Genomic DNA, 16,642 nt, shown 5'->3' with positions numbered 1-16,642 from the left:
GTCAGTAGCACATCGCAATGCCGTTGCAGTACAACGGGTAACGATTGATTGGGCTCGGCGGCGGGCCGACCATCGTCAGCGAGAACGGTTCCTTCTTCATGCCCGGCTGCAACCCGCACACGGCGCCGTGCATGGTGGTGTGGTTGCCGCTCATCGTTTCGTCGCTGAATGCGAAGGTTTCGGTGGTGGGTCCGGTGCCACCGCCCGGGCATGCGACACCGTCGGCCTTGTCGACCTTGAAAGTCCATAGCATGCTGGACATCCGGGCGCGGCCGCTGAAGTTCTGCAGCTTGTCCGCGGCGCTGATCTGTTCGGGGGTCGAACTCACGATGTTCAGCGCGCAGTTCATCGCGAACACGATCGGGTCGTTGTAGTCGTTCATGTTCCGGGTGCCCGAGGGCTGATCGCAGAGCGCCGAGATGGTCCAGGTAACCCCGGACACGCCCGCCTCGTTGAAGTTGTAGGTGCCGTCCGCCGGCGGTCCGACCGCTTTCGCCGGTTCACCGGATTGCAGCGCGATTCCCGCCGCGATCGCCGTGCAGATGCCGGCACCGGCGGCCATCCCGTGACGGAGCTTCATGTGATTCCCTCTCCTTCACGCTCGACGCTGCATCTGAGTATCACAGCGTTCGGGCGCCAACACCATGGGTTCTTGCGTGTGCGGGCTAATCGGCGGCATGGGGCCGGGATTCGGCGAGCGCATCGAGGAACGAGCGCGCCCAGCGGTCGACGTCGTGAGCGAGAACTTGGCGGCGCAGTGACCGCATCCGGCGGCGCCCGTCTTCGGCGGATTGGTTCAGCGCGGCCTCGATCGTGTCCTTGACGCCTTCGGTGTCGTGCGGGTTGACCAGATACGCCTGCCGGAGTTCGGCGGCGGCGCCGGTGAATTCGGACAGGACGAGCGCACCGCCGAGATCGCTGCGGCAGGCGACATACTCCTTGGCCACCAGGTTCATCCCGTCGCGCAGCGGGGTGACGAGCATGACGTCGGCGGCGACGAAGAACGCGATGAGTTCGTCGCGCGGGACCGGGCGGTGCAGGTAGTGCACCACCGGATGCCCGACTTCGCCGTACTCCCCGTTGATGTGGCCGACCTGACGTTCGATGTCGTTGCGCAGGTGCTGATAACTGTCCACCCGTTCCCGGCTTGGTGTCGCGAGCTGTATCAGCACCGTGTCGTCGCGTTTGGCGCGGCCTTCGGCGAGCAACTCCGAAAAGGCCTTCAGCCGTACGTCGATGCCCTTGGTGTAATCGAGCCGGTCGACGCCGAGCAGCACCTTGCGGGGGTTGCCCAGCTCGGCCCGGATCTCGCGGGCGCGCCGCTTGATGTCGCGATGACGGGCCGCCTGGTCGAGGGAACTGGAGTCGATGGAGATGGGGAAGGCGCCCACCCGGACCACCCGGGACTCGAGTTCCACCTCGCCGTACCGTGAGCGCACTCCCACCGCTCCGCGTGAGGTGTTGGCCCCGGTCAGCCGTCGGGCCAGGAACAGGAAGTTCTGTGCACCGCCGGGCAAATGGAATCCGACCAGGTCGGCTCCGAGCAGCCCCTCGACGATCTCGGTCCGCCAGGGCATCTGCATGAACAGCTCGACCGGCGGGAAGGGGATGTGCAGGAAGAAACCGATGGTCAGGTCGGGCCGCAGTTCGCGCAGCATTTTGGGGACCAGCTGCAGCTGGTAGTCCTGCACCCAGACCGTCGCGCCTTTCGCGGCGGCGCGTGAGGTGGCTTCGGCGAAGCGGCGGTTGACGGCGACGTAGCGTTCCCACCATTCGCGGTGGTAGATCGGCTTGACGATGACGTCGTGATACAGCGGCCACAGGGTGGCGTTCGAGAAGCCCTCGTAGTATTCGGCGACGTCGTCGGCGCTCAGCTTGACCGGTCGAAGCTCCAGGTCTTCCTGGACGATGGGCTCGGCATCCTGGTCGGTGTCCTCGTCGATGGTTCCAGGCCAGCCGACCCACGCCCCACGCTGGCGACGCAGCAGCGGCTCGAGGGCGGTGACCAGGCCCCCGGGGCTGCGTTTCCACGCGGTGCTGCCGTCGGGCAGGCGCTCCTGGTCCACTGGCAGGCGGTTGGCGACTACGACGAAGTCGGAATTCCCGAAATCGGCTGCCTTCGAGCTTCGCCCTCCCCCGGGAGACATTTACGCGTCGAGTTTCGCAGGTCCAATACCCAGCATGGACAGAAAGACCCGGCATTCGTCGGCGTCGTTGGCGTACGCCGCGACGACCCGCCTGGCCTGGCTCGCAGTGTCGTCGGCCACCGGCTCGACATCGCCGATTTCGCCGGGATCAGATTTTGTAGGCATGACTTAACTGTAGGCGACGCGGATGACCGGTCGCAGGCCGTCTCACCAGCTAACGGGCTCTAGGAGCGGTTATGGCTGGTTTGCACGGATTCGCCGCGCCGCTCGCGAAGAGACCATGGACTGCGCGCCCCGGTGATGCACCATAAGCAGGTGGTCGATCAGGACGCCGATAGCGACAGGGTGTTCGAGTTCGTCGATGTCGTCGTGGAGCGCCAGGGCGTGCGCGCTCTCGACGGGCTGACCGCCGCCATTCCGGGTCACGGTGTGACGGCCGTGTGTGGACCGTCGGGCGCCGGCAAATCGACCCTGCTTCGGCTGTGCAACCGGCTGGAGCTGCCGACGAGCGGGCGGGCCTCGTTCTACGGGTCGGACATCGCCGGCCTCGACCCGCTGTCGCTGCGCCGCCGGGTGGGCATGTGCTTTCAGCGTCCGACTCCCTTTCCCGGCACGGTCGCCGACAACCTGCGGGCCGCCGACCCGGACGCGACCGACGCGCGGATGCGGGAGACGCTGGCCCGGGTGGCGCTGACGGGGTCGTGGCTGGGCCGTGACGTGGCCGAGCTCTCGGGCGGCGAAGCGCAACGCGTGTGCCTGGCTCGCACCCTGATGGCGCGGCCGCAGGTGCTGCTGCTGGACGAACCCACCTCCGCGGTCGACACCGAGGCCGCCGAGGTCATCGAGCGCGCGGTGCGCGAACTGGCCGCCGACGGGACCCCGGCCCTGTGGGTCACCCATAACGTGGCGCAGGTGCGACGCGCGGCCGACCGGGTCTTGCGCCTGGAGTCCGGCCGCAGCGTGGGGCTGGGCCCCGTCGCCGCCAATCCCGGCGACGGCTCGGTCGCGTCATGAACGGTCCGGTCGGCTGGGTGGGCCTGGCGACGTCGCTGGTCCTGGTGGCCTTCGCGGCCGGGATTTCGCTGTGGCGGCGACTGGGTTTGGAGCGGCAGCTGCTGTGGGCCGCGGCCCGCGCGCTGGTGCAGCTGCTGCTCGTGGGCGGGGCGCTGACGCTGCTGTTCGAACCGGGCCGGTCGCTGTGGTGGTCGTGGGCCTGGGTTGCCGGGATGGTGGCCTACGCCGGGGATGTCGCCCGCCGCCGGGCGCCGGAGGTGCCGCGCTTTGCGCCCCTGGCCGTGGCCGCGTTCGCCGGCGCGGCGCTGGTGACGCTGGGGGTGATCTTCGGCCTGCGGGTGTTCCCGCTGCAGGGCCGCACCCTGGTGCCGATCGCCGGGATGATGATCGGCAACTCGATGACCGCCATGGTGCTGGTGGCTCGGCGGCTGGTCGACGAACTGCGCGACAAGCGCGACGAGGTCGAAGCCCGCCTCGCGCTGGGTCAGCCATCGCGGCAGGCCGCGTCACCGTATCTGCGAATCGCCTTGCGCTCGGCCATATCTCCGCAGATTGAGACGACCAAGGCCACCGGCCTGGTGTTCCTGCCCGGCGCGATGACCGGTCTCATCCTCGCGGGGGTGCCGCCGCTGCAGGCCGTGCTGGTGCAGGCCGTGGTGATGTTCTTGATCCTGGGTTCGGTTGCCGCCACCACCGTGCTCGTCGCGATGGGCATCGTCCGGCTGGTGTTCACCCGTGACCACCGCCTGCTGCCGCTGCCCCGGCGGCCCGAGAGCGCCGGACGGTAGGCCCGTCGGCCGATCACCCCAGCGCGGACCCGGTTACACACTGGCCGTAATGTGTAAACAAGGCCAATTCAACGACGAACGAGGTGGGCGGAATGACAGTCTCCGAGCAAGCCGACACCGGCGCGGCCGACGCCAACTCTCCGGAGCTGGTGGCCTACGAGACCCTCGATGAGGGCCGCATCGCCCGGATTTGGCTGAACCGGCCCGACGCCCACAACGCGCAGAGTCGGCTCCTGCTGGTCCAGCTCGACGAGGCATTCGGCCGGGCCGAGGCCGACGACACGGTTCGCGTGGTGATCCTGGCGGCGCGCGGCAGAAACTTCTCCGCCGGCCACGACCTGGGTTCCGAGCAGGCCCTGGCCGAGCGCGCACCGGGGCCGGGGCAGCATCCCAGCTTCCGCTCGCGCGGGGCCACGCTCGAGCCGATCATGGAGAAGCTGTACCACCAGGAGTGGCACTACTTCTTCGAAAACACTTGCCGTTGGCGCGATCTGCGCAAGATCACCATCGCCCAGGTGCAGGGGAACGCGATATCGGCCGGCTTGATGCTGATCTGGGCGTGCGACCTCATCGTTGCGGCCGACAACGCAAAGTTCAGCGACGTCGTCGCGGTCCGGCTCGGCATGCCGGGTGTCGAATACTACGCCCACCCTTGGGAATTCGGACCACGAAAAGCCAAAGAGCTTCTGCTGACCGGGGATTCGATCGACGCAGACGAGGCGCACCGACTGGGTATGGTGTCCAAGGTTTTCGCTGTAGACGAATTAGAGGAGAAGACACTCGAATTCGCGCGACGCATCGCCGAACGGCCCACGATGGCGTCGCTGCTCATCAAGGATTCGGTCAACGCCGCCTCCGACGCGATGGGCTACACCGAGGCGCTGCGACACGCGTTCCACGTGCACCTGTTGGGGCATGCCCACTGGGCGGCGTTCAACGAGAACCGTTGGCCGGTTGGCCAGCCCCCGCACGTCGAGGACTGGCGTAACGCGAAGCCGACGAAGCTGGCGCGCCGCGACACGCCGTAGCGCCGCGCCGCCAACGCCTAACGAGACCGGGGGTAGCGATATTCGCCCCGAGCGGACATGCTTCTATAGCTAGAACTTGTTCCAGTTTGAAAGGGCCTCGCGTGCAGCTGTCTTTCGAAGACCGGACATATCTGATCACCGGCGGCGGTAGCGGGATCGGCAAGGGCGTGGCCGCCGGGCTGGTCGCGGGCGGGGCCTCGGTCATGATCGTCGGCCGCAACGCCGATCGCCTCGCGGCGGCCGTGAAGGAGATCGAGGCGCTCCCCGGGAGCGGCTCGATCCGCTACGAGCCCGCCGATGTCACCAATGAGGACGAGGTGGTCCGTGCGGTGGACGCCGCGACGGCCTGGCACGGCCGGCTGCACGGCGCGGTGCACTGCGCGGGCGGCTCGCTGACCGTCGGCCCGATCACCCACACCGACTCGGAGGCGTGGCGAAACACCGTCGACCTCAACGTCAACGGCACCATGTACGTCCTCAAGCATGTGAGCCGCGAGTTGGTGCGGGGCGGTGGCGGCTCGTTCGTCGGGATCTCGTCGATCGCGGCCAGCAACACGCACCGCTGGTTCGGGCCCTACGGGGTCACCAAGTCGGCGATCGACCACATGATGATGCTGGCCGCCGACGAGCTCGGCCCGTCGTGGGTGCGGGTCAACAGCATTCGACCGGGTTTGATCCGGACCGATCTGGTCGACGCGAGCGTGATCCAGTCACCCGAGATCAGCGGCGACTACGCACTCTGCACGCCGCTGCCGCGGGTCGGCGAGGTCGAGGACGTCGCCAACCTGGCGATGTTCCTGCTCAGCGACGCCGCGACCTGGATCACCGGCCAGTGCATCAACGTCGACGGCGGACACATGCTGCGCCGCGGCCCGGACTACTCGTCGATGATGGAACAGATGTACGGTGCCGACGCGCTGCGCGGAGTGGTCTGAGCCGGGAGGATCGCTGTGAAAAGGCTTGAGGGCAAGCGGATCCTGGTGACGGGCGCCGCGTCGGGCATCGGCCAGGCCGCCGCGCTGCGCCTGCTCGACGAGGGTGCCGCCGTCGCGGCCTCGGACGTCGCCGCCGACGGCTTGGACCGCACCCGTGCGCAGGCCGACGAGGCCGGCACCGCCGACCGGCTCACCACCATGCCGATGGATGTCGGCAACGAGGAGTCGGTGATCGACGGCGTGCGCCTGGCGGTCGAGCAGTTGGGTGGGCTCGACTCGCTGGTGAACGCCGCCGGCATCCTGCGGGCCGCGCACACCCACGAGACCAGCCTCGACCTCTGGAACCAGATCGTCGGCGTGAACCTGACCGGCACCTTCCTGGTGGTCCGAGAGGCGCTACCGTCCCTGCTGGCGAATCCGCGCAGCGCGATCGTGAACTTCAGCTCGACGTCGGCCTCGTTCGCCCACCCATACATGGCCGCCTACGCCGCGAGCAAGGGCGGCATCCAGGCGTTCACCCACTCGCTGGCGCTCGAATATGCCAAGCAGGGTCTGCGCGCGGCATGCGTGGCGCCGGGCAGCATCAAGTCAGGGATCACCGACGCCACCGGCGGCTACATTCCGAAGGACGCCGACTGGTCGCTGTTTCCCCGGCTGATGCCGATCCTGCCGACGACGGTGGAGTCAAGCGGCGCCGGCATGGCCGAGCCCGGCGCGATCGCCGGCGTCATCGCCATGCTGGTGTCCGACGACGGCGCGTGGATCACCGGTACCGAGATCCGGATCGACGGCGGCACGCACGCCTGACGGTGGCGACCCGCCGCGGTTGCGATCGCCTGGTCAGTTGACGCACGGGACGCCGCCGCCGTCGATCGGCTTCCCCTGATCGGGCGTCGGATAGGTCGTGGTCGTCCCGTTGTAGTAGTAACTCTTGGCCTTGGCCGACGTCGTGCTGGAGCTGGTGCTCGTGGTGTCGTCCATTTGGGTCTCGTCGGCGGTGGGCATCGAGAAACTGGTGTCCACGGTCAGCCGGATGTGTCCGGCCGCGACGCCGGGACTCGGCTGTTTGGGCGCGTCCACGCCGAGCATGCCGGCCAGGCTGAGCGCATCGGTCTGGGCACCCGCGCCGTACTCCACCGTCGTGGTGGTCGGGTCGCCCGATTCGCGGTCGCGCACCTGGCCCGGCGTGAAGCCCTTCTTCTTCAGCGCGCGCGAGACCTGGGTGGCTAGACCACTCATGGCGCCGGAGTTGACCACGTCGACGACGGTGGACGGATCGGGTTTGACGGCGGTGGTGCTCGGCGCGGTCGTCGGCGTGTCGGCGCCGATCGCCGCGGCCACCTCGGCCTTGATCGCCGCCGGGTCGACGATGTTGACGTCCTGGCCGTCGATGTTGTCGTAGCGCACCACCGGCAGGGTCCGAAACTCGACGTTGCCGCCGGCCAGCCCGCCGAGCCGCTGGATCATGTCGTCGTTCCAGCCCGCCGAGAGCACCACGTCTTTGCGCGCCACCGCCATGAGGTTCTTCAGCTTGTCGATGTTGGTGAAGGTGCCCGCCGCCTGCAGCTCCTGCATGACCGAAGAGATGAACGCCTGCTGCCGGTGGGTGCGGTCCAGGTCGCCGTTGTCCAGGCCGTGCCGCTGCCTGACGAACGACAGCGCCTCGGACGCGTCCAGCCGTTGCCGGCCGGCGGGGAAGTCCGCGCCCGAATACTCGTCGTAGACGGGGTGGTTCAGGCATACGTCGACGCCGCCGAGAGTCTGTGCCAGATCGAAGAAACCGGCCAGATTGATCTCGGCGAAGTAGTCGATGGGAACGCCGGTCAGGTTTCGCACCGCGCGCAGCGTCGCCGCCCGGCCGGCCTCGCGGCCCTTGGTCTCCAGTTCCTTCTGCGTGCTGTCGCCCTGGCTGGCCAGCTTTTGGGCGACGTACTGTTTGGTCAGCCCGTACGCCTCTTTGATCTTGATGTGGTTGTACCCCGGGACTCCCGTGAAAGGCACCCAGTCGTCGCGGGGGATCGAGAAGGCGACGACTTTGTTGTCGGCGCTGACGTGCACCAGGATCATCGTGTTGGTGTTGTAGCCACCGTCGTCGGAATCGCCGGCGTGCAGATGCTTCAGGATCGAGTTGGGCAGGTCGTTGCCGTCCTGGTCTTTACGCGAATCCAGCCCGATCAGCAGGATGTTCATGTTGTCGCCGCTGGAACGCGGATCGTCGGGCAGCAGGGCGTTCGACACGGTGATACCGCCCAGCGCGCCATGCGCCACGTAGTACCCCGCCCCGGTGAGCCCCACGGCGGCAACGGAGACGAGCGCGCCCAGGGTGCGCGTCAGCCCCTTGCGGAAACGGGAGGGTTGACGGACGGCTCGATGACGACGATGTGCGCCGCCCGAGCGGGCCATCACAAACCTCTGCCCACGCCCAGCGCATCACCAGGCACCACAACGGTGCCCTGCGGCGATGTCGCTTCAAGCATGGTGACAAGTATGCGTTAGCTTGCTGTGAAGCCTCCAATCGAGAGCACCCGTCACAGGCTCTCCGCAGGCGCGTTTGTCGAGCCGACCAGGAGCGATTCGCGCTCGTCCCATCGGCTCTACCAGCAGGTTCAGCGCGGCCGCCGCCGCGACGGTCTCCTGCGGGTCTCGGGCCGGTCACGTCGCCGCCCGGATCGAGCCGAACTTGTTACCCAGCGGATGCGGCGCCGGAGACCGCCACCGCTCCGTCGCTACCGGGCTTTGACCAGGTCCTCGCCCGCGCTGTAAAAGAGCGCGATGTTGGTGCCGGTGACGATTTCCGCGAGGTAGACGCCGACGGGTTCGATCTCGTAGTAGTAGCGGACGTTGCCGTCGTTGTCCAGCGTCGACGCACAGGCAAAGTCCGGCGCACCGCAGCGCTGCTTGACGGGTGCGGCGAGGACGGCAAGCAGTACGACGACGGCGGCGCCGACGACCAGCGGTTTCGCTCGCGCCGGATTGACCACGGTTGGAGTGTAAGCGGGGAATCCAGTGGCTTCGGCGCGCGGCCGGGATTCGTCATCGCGGCCGATCGGATACCGCCTGGGGCGTTTGGCTGCCCGGGTACGGCGGGTACGCGGCCATGAGCCGAGCGAAGGACTGAGCATGATCGACACACGCCTCAGGCCGTCTCCGGCGGGGCGGCCGGCAGATTCGGAGCCGGTGCAACCGGGCAGTCCCGGCGAGACGCCGGAGCGGCTGACGCCGACGGAAACGCCCGAACGGGTCACGCCGGCAGAACCGCCCGAGCGCTTGACGCCGTCCGAACCACCCGAGCGCCAGGCGCCGGAGTAGCCAACACGATTGGAGAGCAGATATGCGCGCCGAGGAAGGCGACGAAACCGTCAAGGACTACGCGAACGAGGGACGAGAAACCCTCGGCCGCATCAAGGCTTCGCAACACGGGGGTGGTCGCCTCGGCGACATCGCCCGGCGCTTCGCCAGCCTGTGGCGAGGCCAGCGCGGTACCGAAGACGCCGGGCCTACCACGTAAAGCCCTCAACGACAGGCTAATTCGGGTCCGCAGGTGCGGGATGCCGGTGGGCCCAGGGGCGCGCCTCTTCGAGTTGCGCTGCGAGCTGCAGCAGATCGCCGTCTGCGCCGAGCTTTCCGACGAACTGCACACCCAGCGGCAGTCCGGCATCCGTCCAATGCAGCGGCACACTGATCGCCGGGCGGCCGGTGAGGTTCGCCAGCTGCGTATAGGGCACCCAGCCCAAACTCTCCTGGATGAGGTCATCGAGGATTCCGCTGAGCCCCATGAGTTTTCCGGCGTGGACCCGGCTGACCAGGCGGGCCACCCGCTGCAACGGGGCCGACGTCGTCGTCGCACCGACCGCAATCGGTGGGGTGGCCAACGTAGGGGTCAAGAAGAAGTCGTAGCTCGCGTGAAACGCGGCCAGCGACTGGATGTAGTCGTTCCGATTCTCCAGTGCGGAGATCACTGGCAGCACACCGCCCGACCGGCCCAGTTCGGCGATGGCCAAGGTGTCGGCCTCAAAGTCGCTGTCGCGCGCACCGGTTCGCTGTTTGATGTCGGCGACCTGCTGGTGTAGCTGGCCGAACCAGATGGTCAGAAAGTCACGCCCCAGCGCAGCGTCGTCGTACGGCGGCGCGACCTCCTCGACCTGATGGCCGAGCTCGCGAAGAAGCGCCGCGGCGCTTTCGACCGCCGCGACGGCCTCACGGTGCGGCCGAGCGTTGATCGCCGAGCGCGCCGAGTAGCCGATTCTCAGCGTCTGCGGGCGGAGTTTGATCTGTTCGCCAAACGCTTTGTCGGGCAACGCGACTCGGTAGGCTGCGCTCGGGTCGGGTCCGATGATCGCGTCGAGCAGCGCCGCGCTGTCGCGCACGGTGCGCGACACGACTCCCTGGGTCGCCATGCCCAGCAGCTGTTCACCCGTCTGTGGGCCGTAGGGCGCCAACCCCCGGCTGGGCTTGAGGCCGACCAGCCCGTTGCAGGCGGCGGGGATGCGGATCGACCCGCCGCCGTCGTTGGCGCCGGCGGCGGGCACGACGCCCGCCGCCACGGCGGCCCCGGATCCGCCCGAGGAGCCGCCGGGGGTGTGCCCGGTGTTCCACGGATTGCGGGCCGGCCCCCAATAGTCGGGTTCCGTCACGCCCTTGGCCCCGAACTCCGGGGTGTTGGTCTTGCCGAAGATCACCAGGCCCGCGTCCAGGAACCGCTGGGTGACAAGGGCATGCCGGTCGGCCACGTCATGGGCCAGCGAGCGCGAGCCGCACGAGGTCGCAAAGCCGCGGTATTCCTGACCGAGGTCTTTGAGCAGAAACGGCACACCGGCGAACGGTCCGCTCAGGTTGAGGTCGGCGGCCTGCCGGTCGGCCACGTCGTCGAGGCGGCAGACGATGGCGTTCAGCCGCGGATTCACCTCGTCCGCTCGCTGCCGCGCCAACGCGAGGAGCTCGGCCGGGGTGACCTGCTTGCGCGAGACCAGGTCGGCCAGCGCGGTCGCATCCAACGACATGTACTCGTCAAGGTGCACGAGTGCTCCTTCGCTTCGGTGGGCTTACGTAGCGCGGGCATCACCCTCTGCGCGATCAACGCCGCTGCACGCTGTCGACGTTAAGCCAACGCGAGCTTTGCGTGGGGGGCGCCTTAGTATCACCTGATGCCCGCGGCAGCTGAACCGTTCACGATCCAGGGCCCCGGCGGGGTGCAGATCGTCGCTGACCGCTTGGGGGATCAGCAGGCGCGCGCGGTGGTGTTCTTGCACGGCGGCGGACAGACCCGCCGGTCCTGGGGGAAGGCGGCCGCTGCCGTGGCGGCACAGGGGTGGCAGGCCGTCACCGTCGACCTGCGTGGCCACGGCGAATCGGACTGGTCCGACGACGGCGACTACCGCGTCGTCAGTTTCGCCGCCGACGTCCAAGAAGTGCTGCGCACGCTGCCCCCGCGGCCGGTGCTGGTCGGTGCATCCTTGGGAGGGTTCACATCAATGCTCCTCGCCGGGGAGCTGTGCCCGGGCATCGCCAGCGCGGTCGTGTTGGTGGACATCGTGCCGAACATGGACCAGTCCGGCGCGAACCGGATACATGCCTTCATGGCCGACCGCGTGGAGTCGGGCTTCAGCTCACTCGACGAGGTCGCCGACGCCATCGCCGAATACAACCCGCACCGGCCGCGACCAACCGATCTGGAAGGCCTGACCACCAATCTGCGTCGCCGCGGCGATCGCTGGTACTGGCATTGGGACCCTCAATTCATCAGCGGCACTGCGGCTTTCCCGCCTTTCGAGGTGACCGACCCGGACCGGATGCACGCCGCCGTCGGCGCTATCCTGCGCGGAGGGGTGCCCATGCTGCTGGTCCGCGGCCAGATGAGCGACCTGGTCAGCCAGGAGCGCGCCGACGAATTCCTCGCGCGTTTCCCGCAGGTCGAATTCACCGATGTTCGCGGCGCGGGACACATGGTGGCGGGCGACCGCAACGACGTCTTTGCCGGTGCTGTGCTGGACTTCCTTGCCCGGCACGTCGATGCCGGATGAACCGCATGCGTGGAAAAAGTTGGCCGCCAACTCATTTCAGGTCGGCAGCCCTGCTACTATCTGGCGGGCGCAAGGGAGAAAGGGACGGCGTGACCATACGGTGGTTGCGGGGGCCGGTACTCTTAGGGGCTGTGATGGTGATCGCGACAGCGGTGGCGAAAACCGCTCCCGCAGCGCCGCCCCCGGCTCTGCCGTCGCCGCCCCCCGCGCCGGGCATCGGAGTCGATCATGAATCCGGCAGGTGCACAGCCGGATTCGCGGCGCAGGGATCCGACGGCAGTTACTATCTGATGACGAGCGGGCACTGCGACTCACACGACGGCACGGAATGGACGTACGGTAACGACGCTCCGCTGGGCAGGATCTCCGCCAGCGAGCACGACGGCGACAAGCGAGACGCCGCGATCATCCGTCTGGAGCCGAGCGTCGGGATGCCGATAGGCGACGTCGGCGGCAGGTATCAGGTCCGGGATGTGTTGAGCCGCCAGCAGATTCAGGCCGGCATGCCGTTCTGCAAGATCGGCGCGGTGACCGGCGAGACGTGCGGTGCCGTCAAAAGCATCAACGGTGACGTCGTCGAGGCCAGCGTGTTCAGCCTGGACGGCGACAGCGGCAGTCCAGGCTTCGTGATGAACCCGGACGGCACCGTCAGCGCGGTCGGTCTGTTGATGTCATCGCCCGACGGCGACGACTACACGACGTACTTCATGCTCATCAATCCGCTGCTGGGCAAGTGGGGACTTCGGGTGCTTCCGTGAGTGGCGCTCGCCGCGGTGAGCGGGGATCCGTTCGCACCTGAAAGCCGTTTACTGCGGGTGGGCGGCCACGTAATCGGCGGCCGGGATCGGCGACGATGCGTCGTAACCGATGGGGAGCAACACATCGCCCGCCGTCGTCAGACAGTAGACGTCCCACCGGTAGTACGTGGCGAACGTCGCGGGGTCGGCGGCGATCAGCGCCGCGTAATCGTCGACCGCGCGCACATATTGGTTGGCGTGGTTGTACCCGTAAATGGCGTGATCGCGATCCGTGGCGAACCCGTTGGCCGCCAGGTAACGGCCCGCCGCCAGGATGCTGTCGTGGGGCGAGTGGATGTCGCCACCCTGGCCGTAGCCGGCGAACGTCGAGGGCAGGAACTGCATGGGTCCCTGCGCGCCGGCGGTGCTCGCGCCAACGATGCTGCCGAAGCGCGACTCGACGAAGTTGATCGCGGCCAGGTAATTCCAGCTGACCCCCGATTCGGACTCCGCCTGGCGGTAGTAGTTCATCAGCTCGTCGGCCGGCGCCGGCGGCGTGATGCGCCACGCCGGCAGCGTTTCTCGCACCGGGGTCAGCGCGGTGAGCTGGCGGCGGGCGTCGACGTTGCGGTCGTAGACATCAGCCAGCTCCGGTGGGATACGCGGGCGCGTGGTGGCGTCCCACTCGGGGTGGCGCCCGATGGCGCGGTAGGCCGCCTGCTCGCGATGCGCCGCCGCCGTCAGCGCCGGGTCCAGTGTCCCTGGATCGCGCAGCGCGCGCTCGTCGGCCACCAGGTCGTCGGCCAACTGCGTGGGGTCCGACGCCAGGCGAGGCTGCGCGCCCGGCGTGCCTGAGTCGGCGGGCACCATCCGTGTCGTCAGCGCCGGAGGCGCGGGGACGTGCGCGGCCGTGGTCGGTCCGGTCGCGGAGTCGGGATGCGGCGCCGAACAACCGGCGAGCGCGAACACGATCGCCCCAACGACAAGTGACGCGGTGCGCCAGTCACGACTCGCGGTGATGCGTGCGTCCAATGCCTCGAATCCCACCGTTCCGTAGTTGGGTTACCGCGAGTCTGTCGCATCCGAGCATCGGACATCAATGCGGCGGCGGTCTTTTGTTCGCAGGGAGTTGTCACAATTGCGCGGCACTCTCAAACTGATTGGTATGCGCGACCGCGAGAAGATCGACTCGGAATTGCGGCTCATCGCGCTGCGGCGCCAAGCGATCCGCGAGCAGGGTGGTAGGCCATCGTCCGTAGAGGCCGACGAACTGCTCGACGAAATCCTGGCCCACGGCGCCGGCACGTCTGAGCTCGATCCGTTTGCAGTCTGGGAGACCGAGGTCGTCGCCGCCGCACGGTCGCGCGCCAGCAGAATCCGCGCCATCGCGTCGCGGCGACAAAAGGTTGCCGCGCTGCGCCGCTTCGGCCTTTTCGCCGCGCTGCCGCTGTCTCTGGTGGCCGTCGTCGCCGCCGTGCTGGTGATGTTCGCACTCCACCGCCAGGATTCGTCCGCGCAGCCGGAGGACCCCCCGCCGTCGGCCGCGCCCTTCACACCTGCCGCGCCCCCGACGCCGGCCGCGCCCTTCACGCCGGCCGCGCCGAAGCCGTCGGCTCCCGCGATCAGCGCTATTGACGCGGCGTTCGTCTCCGTGCTGAAGCAGGAAGGCGTGCCAGTTCCCAGCCAGGATTACGTGCTGGCGCAAGGGCATGCGGTGTGCGATTTCCTGGCGCACCAACCGAACTTCGCGGACGCCGTCGGGTTCGTGCAGCGCACATCCGTATGGAATGCCGATCAGAGCACCGCCGTAACCGCGGGTGCCATTGCTTCCTATTGCCCCCAGTCCCGACCTACGACCCCTGACCAGATCTCGCCGGCCTATCAGAACACGCTGTCTGATCTGCAGGCCATTGAGCAGAAGCTGCAAGGCATTCAAGGGAATCTCAAAGACATTCAAGATGGTCTGCCGGGCATACCGGGCCGACCGTGACCGGCGCCGTCGGCAGGCCGTCCGAAAAATGCGTGTGGAAATAGTGACCTGTAGTTATTGTTTTCGCTATCATGGGTTAGTAGCCTCACAGCGGAGGAGGCCCTCATGCGTTACATCACCTCGATCGATCCCGTTGACCACCAGCGCACGAGTCGCCCGCTGGTGGGACAAGCGCTGAAAAGTCCGGCCAAAGAGCCCGCGTTGCTTTTGATGGCGGTCGGACTGGTGGCGTACGGGCTCTGCCTTGCGTGCTTGGCGCACTGCCAATACGGGAACGCGCTCATCGCCGCCGTCATTTCGTTGCTGGCTCTGGCGACGGGCGGGGCCTGGTTATGGGTGGAAGCACGGCGAGTCCGGAAACTTGACAGCGACTGGAACAGCAAAGAACACGAAAACCTGGCGGGCTGATCGAATTCACCGCCGCATTCGAAGCCGCACCTGGTTTTATGGTTCAAGTAAAAGTTTGAGCTGTTCGCCATAAAGGCTGAGCGATTCGACAGTCAACATATTCTCATGTGCGCAATCGACCGCATACTCGGTGATGTCGCCGACGACGTAAGGGCGCCAGCTCTGTGTGAATGACGCACTGCGCTCGCTATCACCCGGCGCAGCGACGAATATGGTCATGTCACCGCCATAAATTCGGGGTTCGTGGGCCCGCTGCAGCTTTACGTTGCCATTGAGATTTTGAATGAGCCAATCGACAAGCCGCTTGAGCCGCGGAAACTCCGTGATTCCTCGCTGAACCATTATTTCTTCTAGGCGCTCATAGGTGAGCGGCTCATCCTCCTCGGAAAGGTCTATGCCGTAGAAACGCAAGACTTCTTCCAAAGTCTCTTTGTCCTCTAGGGGGTGGCTGGGTAGTGTCGCGCTGTCGTCGAGACGGACTTGAGCGTCGAAAAGGATGAGGCGTCCGATTGCGCATCCGCGTTGCTGCAGCTCGATGGCGATTTCATGCGCGACGACGCCGCCGAAAGACCAGCCCAGAAGATTGTAGGGTCCGCTGGGGCTAATCCTTTGAATTCTGTCGGCGTAGTTCTTCGCCATCTCCTGAATTGTCCGAGGTTCAGCTTCTTCGGCCTCTAAGAGTTGCTGAATTCCAACGATCGGGCATTCCAGGTACTGACCAAGACGCTGATACGGCCAACTCATTCCGCCCCCGGGATGGATGCAGAACAGCGGAACACCCGTACCCTCCTTGAGGATCTCGACAGGCACAACTTCGGGCTCGCTGGTCTGCCTGCCCACCTGCAGGCTCAAGCGCCTCACGGATGGCGCGTGGAACAGGGTGCGCACCGCAAGGTCGGTATCGAGCGCTTCGTTGATCGCGGCGATGACTCGCATCGCCGAGATGCTGTCGCCGCCGAGCTCGAAGAATGAGTCATCGACCCCGACTCGTTCGAGGCCGAGGATGTCGGCGTAGATGCCGGCCAGGATTTCCTCGGTGGCCGTGGAGGGGGCGCGGTAACGCTCGGTGTCGGTGTAGTCGGGGGCGGGCAGGGCGCGGGTGTCGAGCTTGCCGTTGGCGGTCAACGGGAGAGCGTCGATGGCGATGATGGCGGCCGGGATCATGTAGGCGGGCAGGTGTTCGGCCAGCGCGCTGCGCAGGGTCGCGGGGTCGGCGTGCCCGGTGATGTAGCCGATCAGGCGTTTGGCCCCGGGTTGGTCTTCGCGGGCGAGCACCACCGCCTGCTCCACCCCGGCCAGGGTGGCGAGGGCGGCCTGGATTTCGCCGAGTTCGATGCGGTAGCCGCGGATCTTGACCTGCTCATCGGCGCGCCCGTGGTAGTCCAGCTGCCCATCGGGGCGCCAACACACCAGGTCCCCGGTGCGATACATGCGTTGTCCGGGGGCCTCGGGCCCGGCGAAGGGACAGGCCACAAACCGCGATCCGGTCAACCCCGCGCGGCCCACATAACCCACACCCACCCCGGCGCCGGCCACATACAACTCACCGATCACCCCGACCGGCACCGGACGCAA

The 16,642-nt window shown here is 67.2% G+C and carries 18 protein-coding genes; 10 read left to right on the top strand and 8 right to left on the bottom strand.

The features are described 5' to 3' along the window. Position 1: 1 nt before the first annotated feature. The 3 genes from AC5Y30_RS04565 to AC5Y30_RS04555 all read right to left on the bottom strand — a co-directional run bounded on the left by AC5Y30_RS04565 (position 2) and on the right by AC5Y30_RS04555 (position 2,312). Positions 2–580, bottom strand: coding sequence for a hypothetical protein (locus AC5Y30_RS04565; protein WP_499916837.1), 579 nt, complete (start codon positions 578–580; stop codon positions 2–4). An 85-nt stretch (positions 581–665) separates the two neighbouring features. Next, a complete protein-coding gene (locus tag AC5Y30_RS04560; protein ID WP_499916835.1) occupies positions 666–2,147 on the bottom strand; it encodes an alpha,alpha-trehalose-phosphate synthase (UDP-forming) in 1,482 nt (493 codons plus the stop codon). Then, entirely contained in the window at positions 2,148–2,312 is a 165-nt protein-coding gene (locus AC5Y30_RS04555; protein ID WP_007772513.1) for a hypothetical protein, read from the bottom strand. Positions 2,313–2,462: 150 nt separating this feature from the next. Here AC5Y30_RS04555 and AC5Y30_RS04550 point away from each other — a divergent pair, with 150 nt between their 5' ends. From AC5Y30_RS04550 to AC5Y30_RS04530, 5 genes are all read left to right on the top strand, one after another. Beyond that, on the top strand, positions 2,463–3,161 hold the full coding sequence (locus AC5Y30_RS04550) for an ABC transporter ATP-binding protein (RefSeq protein ID WP_499916833.1): 699 nt from the start codon (positions 2,463–2,465) through the stop codon (positions 3,159–3,161). Continuing rightward, entirely contained in the window at positions 3,158–3,949 is a 792-nt protein-coding gene (locus AC5Y30_RS04545) for an ABC transporter permease (protein ID WP_499916831.1), read from the top strand. Before AC5Y30_RS04550 ends, AC5Y30_RS04545 begins: the two co-directional genes overlap by 4 nt. A gap of 92 nt (positions 3,950–4,041) precedes the next feature. Continuing rightward, complete coding sequence (locus tag AC5Y30_RS04540) at positions 4,042–4,977, top strand: enoyl-CoA hydratase (RefSeq protein WP_499916830.1); 936 nt, start codon at positions 4,042–4,044, stop codon at positions 4,975–4,977. A 101-nt stretch (positions 4,978–5,078) separates the two neighbouring features. Beyond that, positions 5,079–5,912 (top strand): SDR family oxidoreductase, encoded by an 834-nt coding sequence (locus tag AC5Y30_RS04535; protein WP_499916828.1) that lies wholly within the window; start codon positions 5,079–5,081, stop codon positions 5,910–5,912. 15 nt (positions 5,913–5,927) lie between these two features. Further along, complete coding sequence (locus tag AC5Y30_RS04530) at positions 5,928–6,719, top strand: SDR family NAD(P)-dependent oxidoreductase (protein WP_499916827.1); 792 nt, start codon at positions 5,928–5,930, stop codon at positions 6,717–6,719. A gap of 33 nt (positions 6,720–6,752) precedes the next feature. On the opposite strand, the gene AC5Y30_RS04525 is transcribed toward AC5Y30_RS04530, so the two are convergent. Beyond that, positions 6,753–8,315, bottom strand: coding sequence for an LCP family protein (locus AC5Y30_RS04525; RefSeq protein ID WP_499916826.1), 1,563 nt, complete (start codon positions 8,313–8,315; stop codon positions 6,753–6,755). A gap of 323 nt (positions 8,316–8,638) precedes the next feature. Beyond that, positions 8,639–8,893, bottom strand: coding sequence for a hypothetical protein (locus AC5Y30_RS04520; RefSeq protein WP_499916825.1), 255 nt, complete (start codon positions 8,891–8,893; stop codon positions 8,639–8,641). A gap of 350 nt (positions 8,894–9,243) precedes the next feature. Here AC5Y30_RS04520 and AC5Y30_RS04515 point away from each other — a divergent pair, with 350 nt between their 5' ends. Continuing rightward, complete coding sequence (locus AC5Y30_RS04515; RefSeq protein WP_499916824.1) at positions 9,244–9,420, top strand: hypothetical protein; 177 nt, start codon at positions 9,244–9,246, stop codon at positions 9,418–9,420. Between the two features lie 16 nt (positions 9,421–9,436). On the opposite strand, the gene AC5Y30_RS04510 is transcribed toward AC5Y30_RS04515, so the two are convergent. After that, the gene (locus AC5Y30_RS04510; RefSeq protein WP_499916823.1) at positions 9,437–10,930 is read right to left on the bottom strand and encodes an amidase; all 1,494 of its coding nucleotides are present in this window, start codon (positions 10,928–10,930) and stop codon (positions 9,437–9,439) included. A gap of 126 nt (positions 10,931–11,056) precedes the next feature. On the opposite strand from AC5Y30_RS04510, the gene AC5Y30_RS04505 reads away from it, so the two are divergent. Together AC5Y30_RS04505 and AC5Y30_RS04500 are read left to right on the top strand one after the other, a co-directional pair. Beyond that, complete coding sequence (locus tag AC5Y30_RS04505; RefSeq protein WP_499916822.1) at positions 11,057–11,932, top strand: alpha/beta fold hydrolase; 876 nt, start codon at positions 11,057–11,059, stop codon at positions 11,930–11,932. An 89-nt stretch (positions 11,933–12,021) separates the two neighbouring features. Beyond that, a complete protein-coding gene (locus AC5Y30_RS04500) occupies positions 12,022–12,690 on the top strand; it encodes a S1 family peptidase (protein WP_499916821.1) in 669 nt (222 codons plus the stop codon). Positions 12,691–12,738: 48 nt separating this feature from the next. On the opposite strand, the gene AC5Y30_RS04495 is transcribed toward AC5Y30_RS04500, so the two are convergent. Beyond that, positions 12,739–13,539, bottom strand: a complete 801-nt coding sequence (locus AC5Y30_RS04495; RefSeq protein WP_499917625.1) for a lytic transglycosylase domain-containing protein — start codon at positions 13,537–13,539, stop codon at positions 12,739–12,741. A 295-nt stretch (positions 13,540–13,834) separates the two neighbouring features. Between AC5Y30_RS04495 and AC5Y30_RS04490 the strand changes: the two genes are divergently transcribed. Next, a complete protein-coding gene (locus AC5Y30_RS04490) occupies positions 13,835–14,659 on the top strand; it encodes a DUF732 domain-containing protein (protein ID WP_499916819.1) in 825 nt (274 codons plus the stop codon). Positions 14,660–14,764: 105 nt separating this feature from the next. Next, a complete protein-coding gene (locus AC5Y30_RS04485; RefSeq protein WP_499916817.1) occupies positions 14,765–15,067 on the top strand; it encodes a protein UsfY in 303 nt (100 codons plus the stop codon). A 36-nt stretch (positions 15,068–15,103) separates the two neighbouring features. Here AC5Y30_RS04485 and AC5Y30_RS04480 read toward each other — a convergent pair. Further along, the coding region (locus tag AC5Y30_RS04480) for a thioesterase domain-containing protein (protein WP_499916815.1) at positions 15,104–16,642 on the bottom strand (1,539 nt) is incomplete at its 5' end.

This window comes from Mycobacterium sp. NGS27, from assembly GCF_059813005.1.
Note: the sequence above shows the minus strand (reverse complement) of the source record. Positions and strands in the feature narration are given on the sequence as shown.

Excerpts from the sequence above, each read along its gene's own strand:
- AC5Y30_RS04565 (WP_499916837.1), bottom strand. The coding sequence starts at position 580 with ATGAAGCTCCGTCACGGGATGGCCGCCGGTGCCGGCATCTGCACGGCG.
- AC5Y30_RS04560 (WP_499916835.1), bottom strand. The coding sequence starts at position 2,147 with ATGTCTCCCGGGGGAGGGCGAAGCTCGAAGGCAGCCGATTTCGGGAAT.
- AC5Y30_RS04555 (WP_007772513.1), bottom strand. The coding sequence starts at position 2,312 with ATGCCTACAAAATCTGATCCCGGCGAAATCGGCGATGTCGAGCCGGTG.
- AC5Y30_RS04545 (WP_499916831.1), top strand. The coding sequence starts at position 3,158 with ATGAACGGTCCGGTCGGCTGGGTGGGCCTGGCGACGTCGCTGGTCCTG.
- AC5Y30_RS04540 (WP_499916830.1), top strand. The coding sequence starts at position 4,042 with ATGACAGTCTCCGAGCAAGCCGACACCGGCGCGGCCGACGCCAACTCT.
- AC5Y30_RS04525 (WP_499916826.1), bottom strand. The coding sequence starts at position 8,315 with ATGGCCCGCTCGGGCGGCGCACATCGTCGTCATCGAGCCGTCCGTCAA.
- AC5Y30_RS04515 (WP_499916824.1), top strand. The coding sequence starts at position 9,244 with ATGCGCGCCGAGGAAGGCGACGAAACCGTCAAGGACTACGCGAACGAG.
- AC5Y30_RS04505 (WP_499916822.1), top strand. The coding sequence starts at position 11,057 with ATGCCCGCGGCAGCTGAACCGTTCACGATCCAGGGCCCCGGCGGGGTG.
- AC5Y30_RS04495 (WP_499917625.1), bottom strand. The coding sequence starts at position 13,539 with ATGGTGCCCGCCGACTCAGGCACGCCGGGCGCGCAGCCTCGCCTGGCG.
- AC5Y30_RS04490 (WP_499916819.1), top strand. The coding sequence starts at position 13,835 with ATGCGCGACCGCGAGAAGATCGACTCGGAATTGCGGCTCATCGCGCTG.
- AC5Y30_RS04485 (WP_499916817.1), top strand. The coding sequence starts at position 14,765 with ATGCGTTACATCACCTCGATCGATCCCGTTGACCACCAGCGCACGAGT.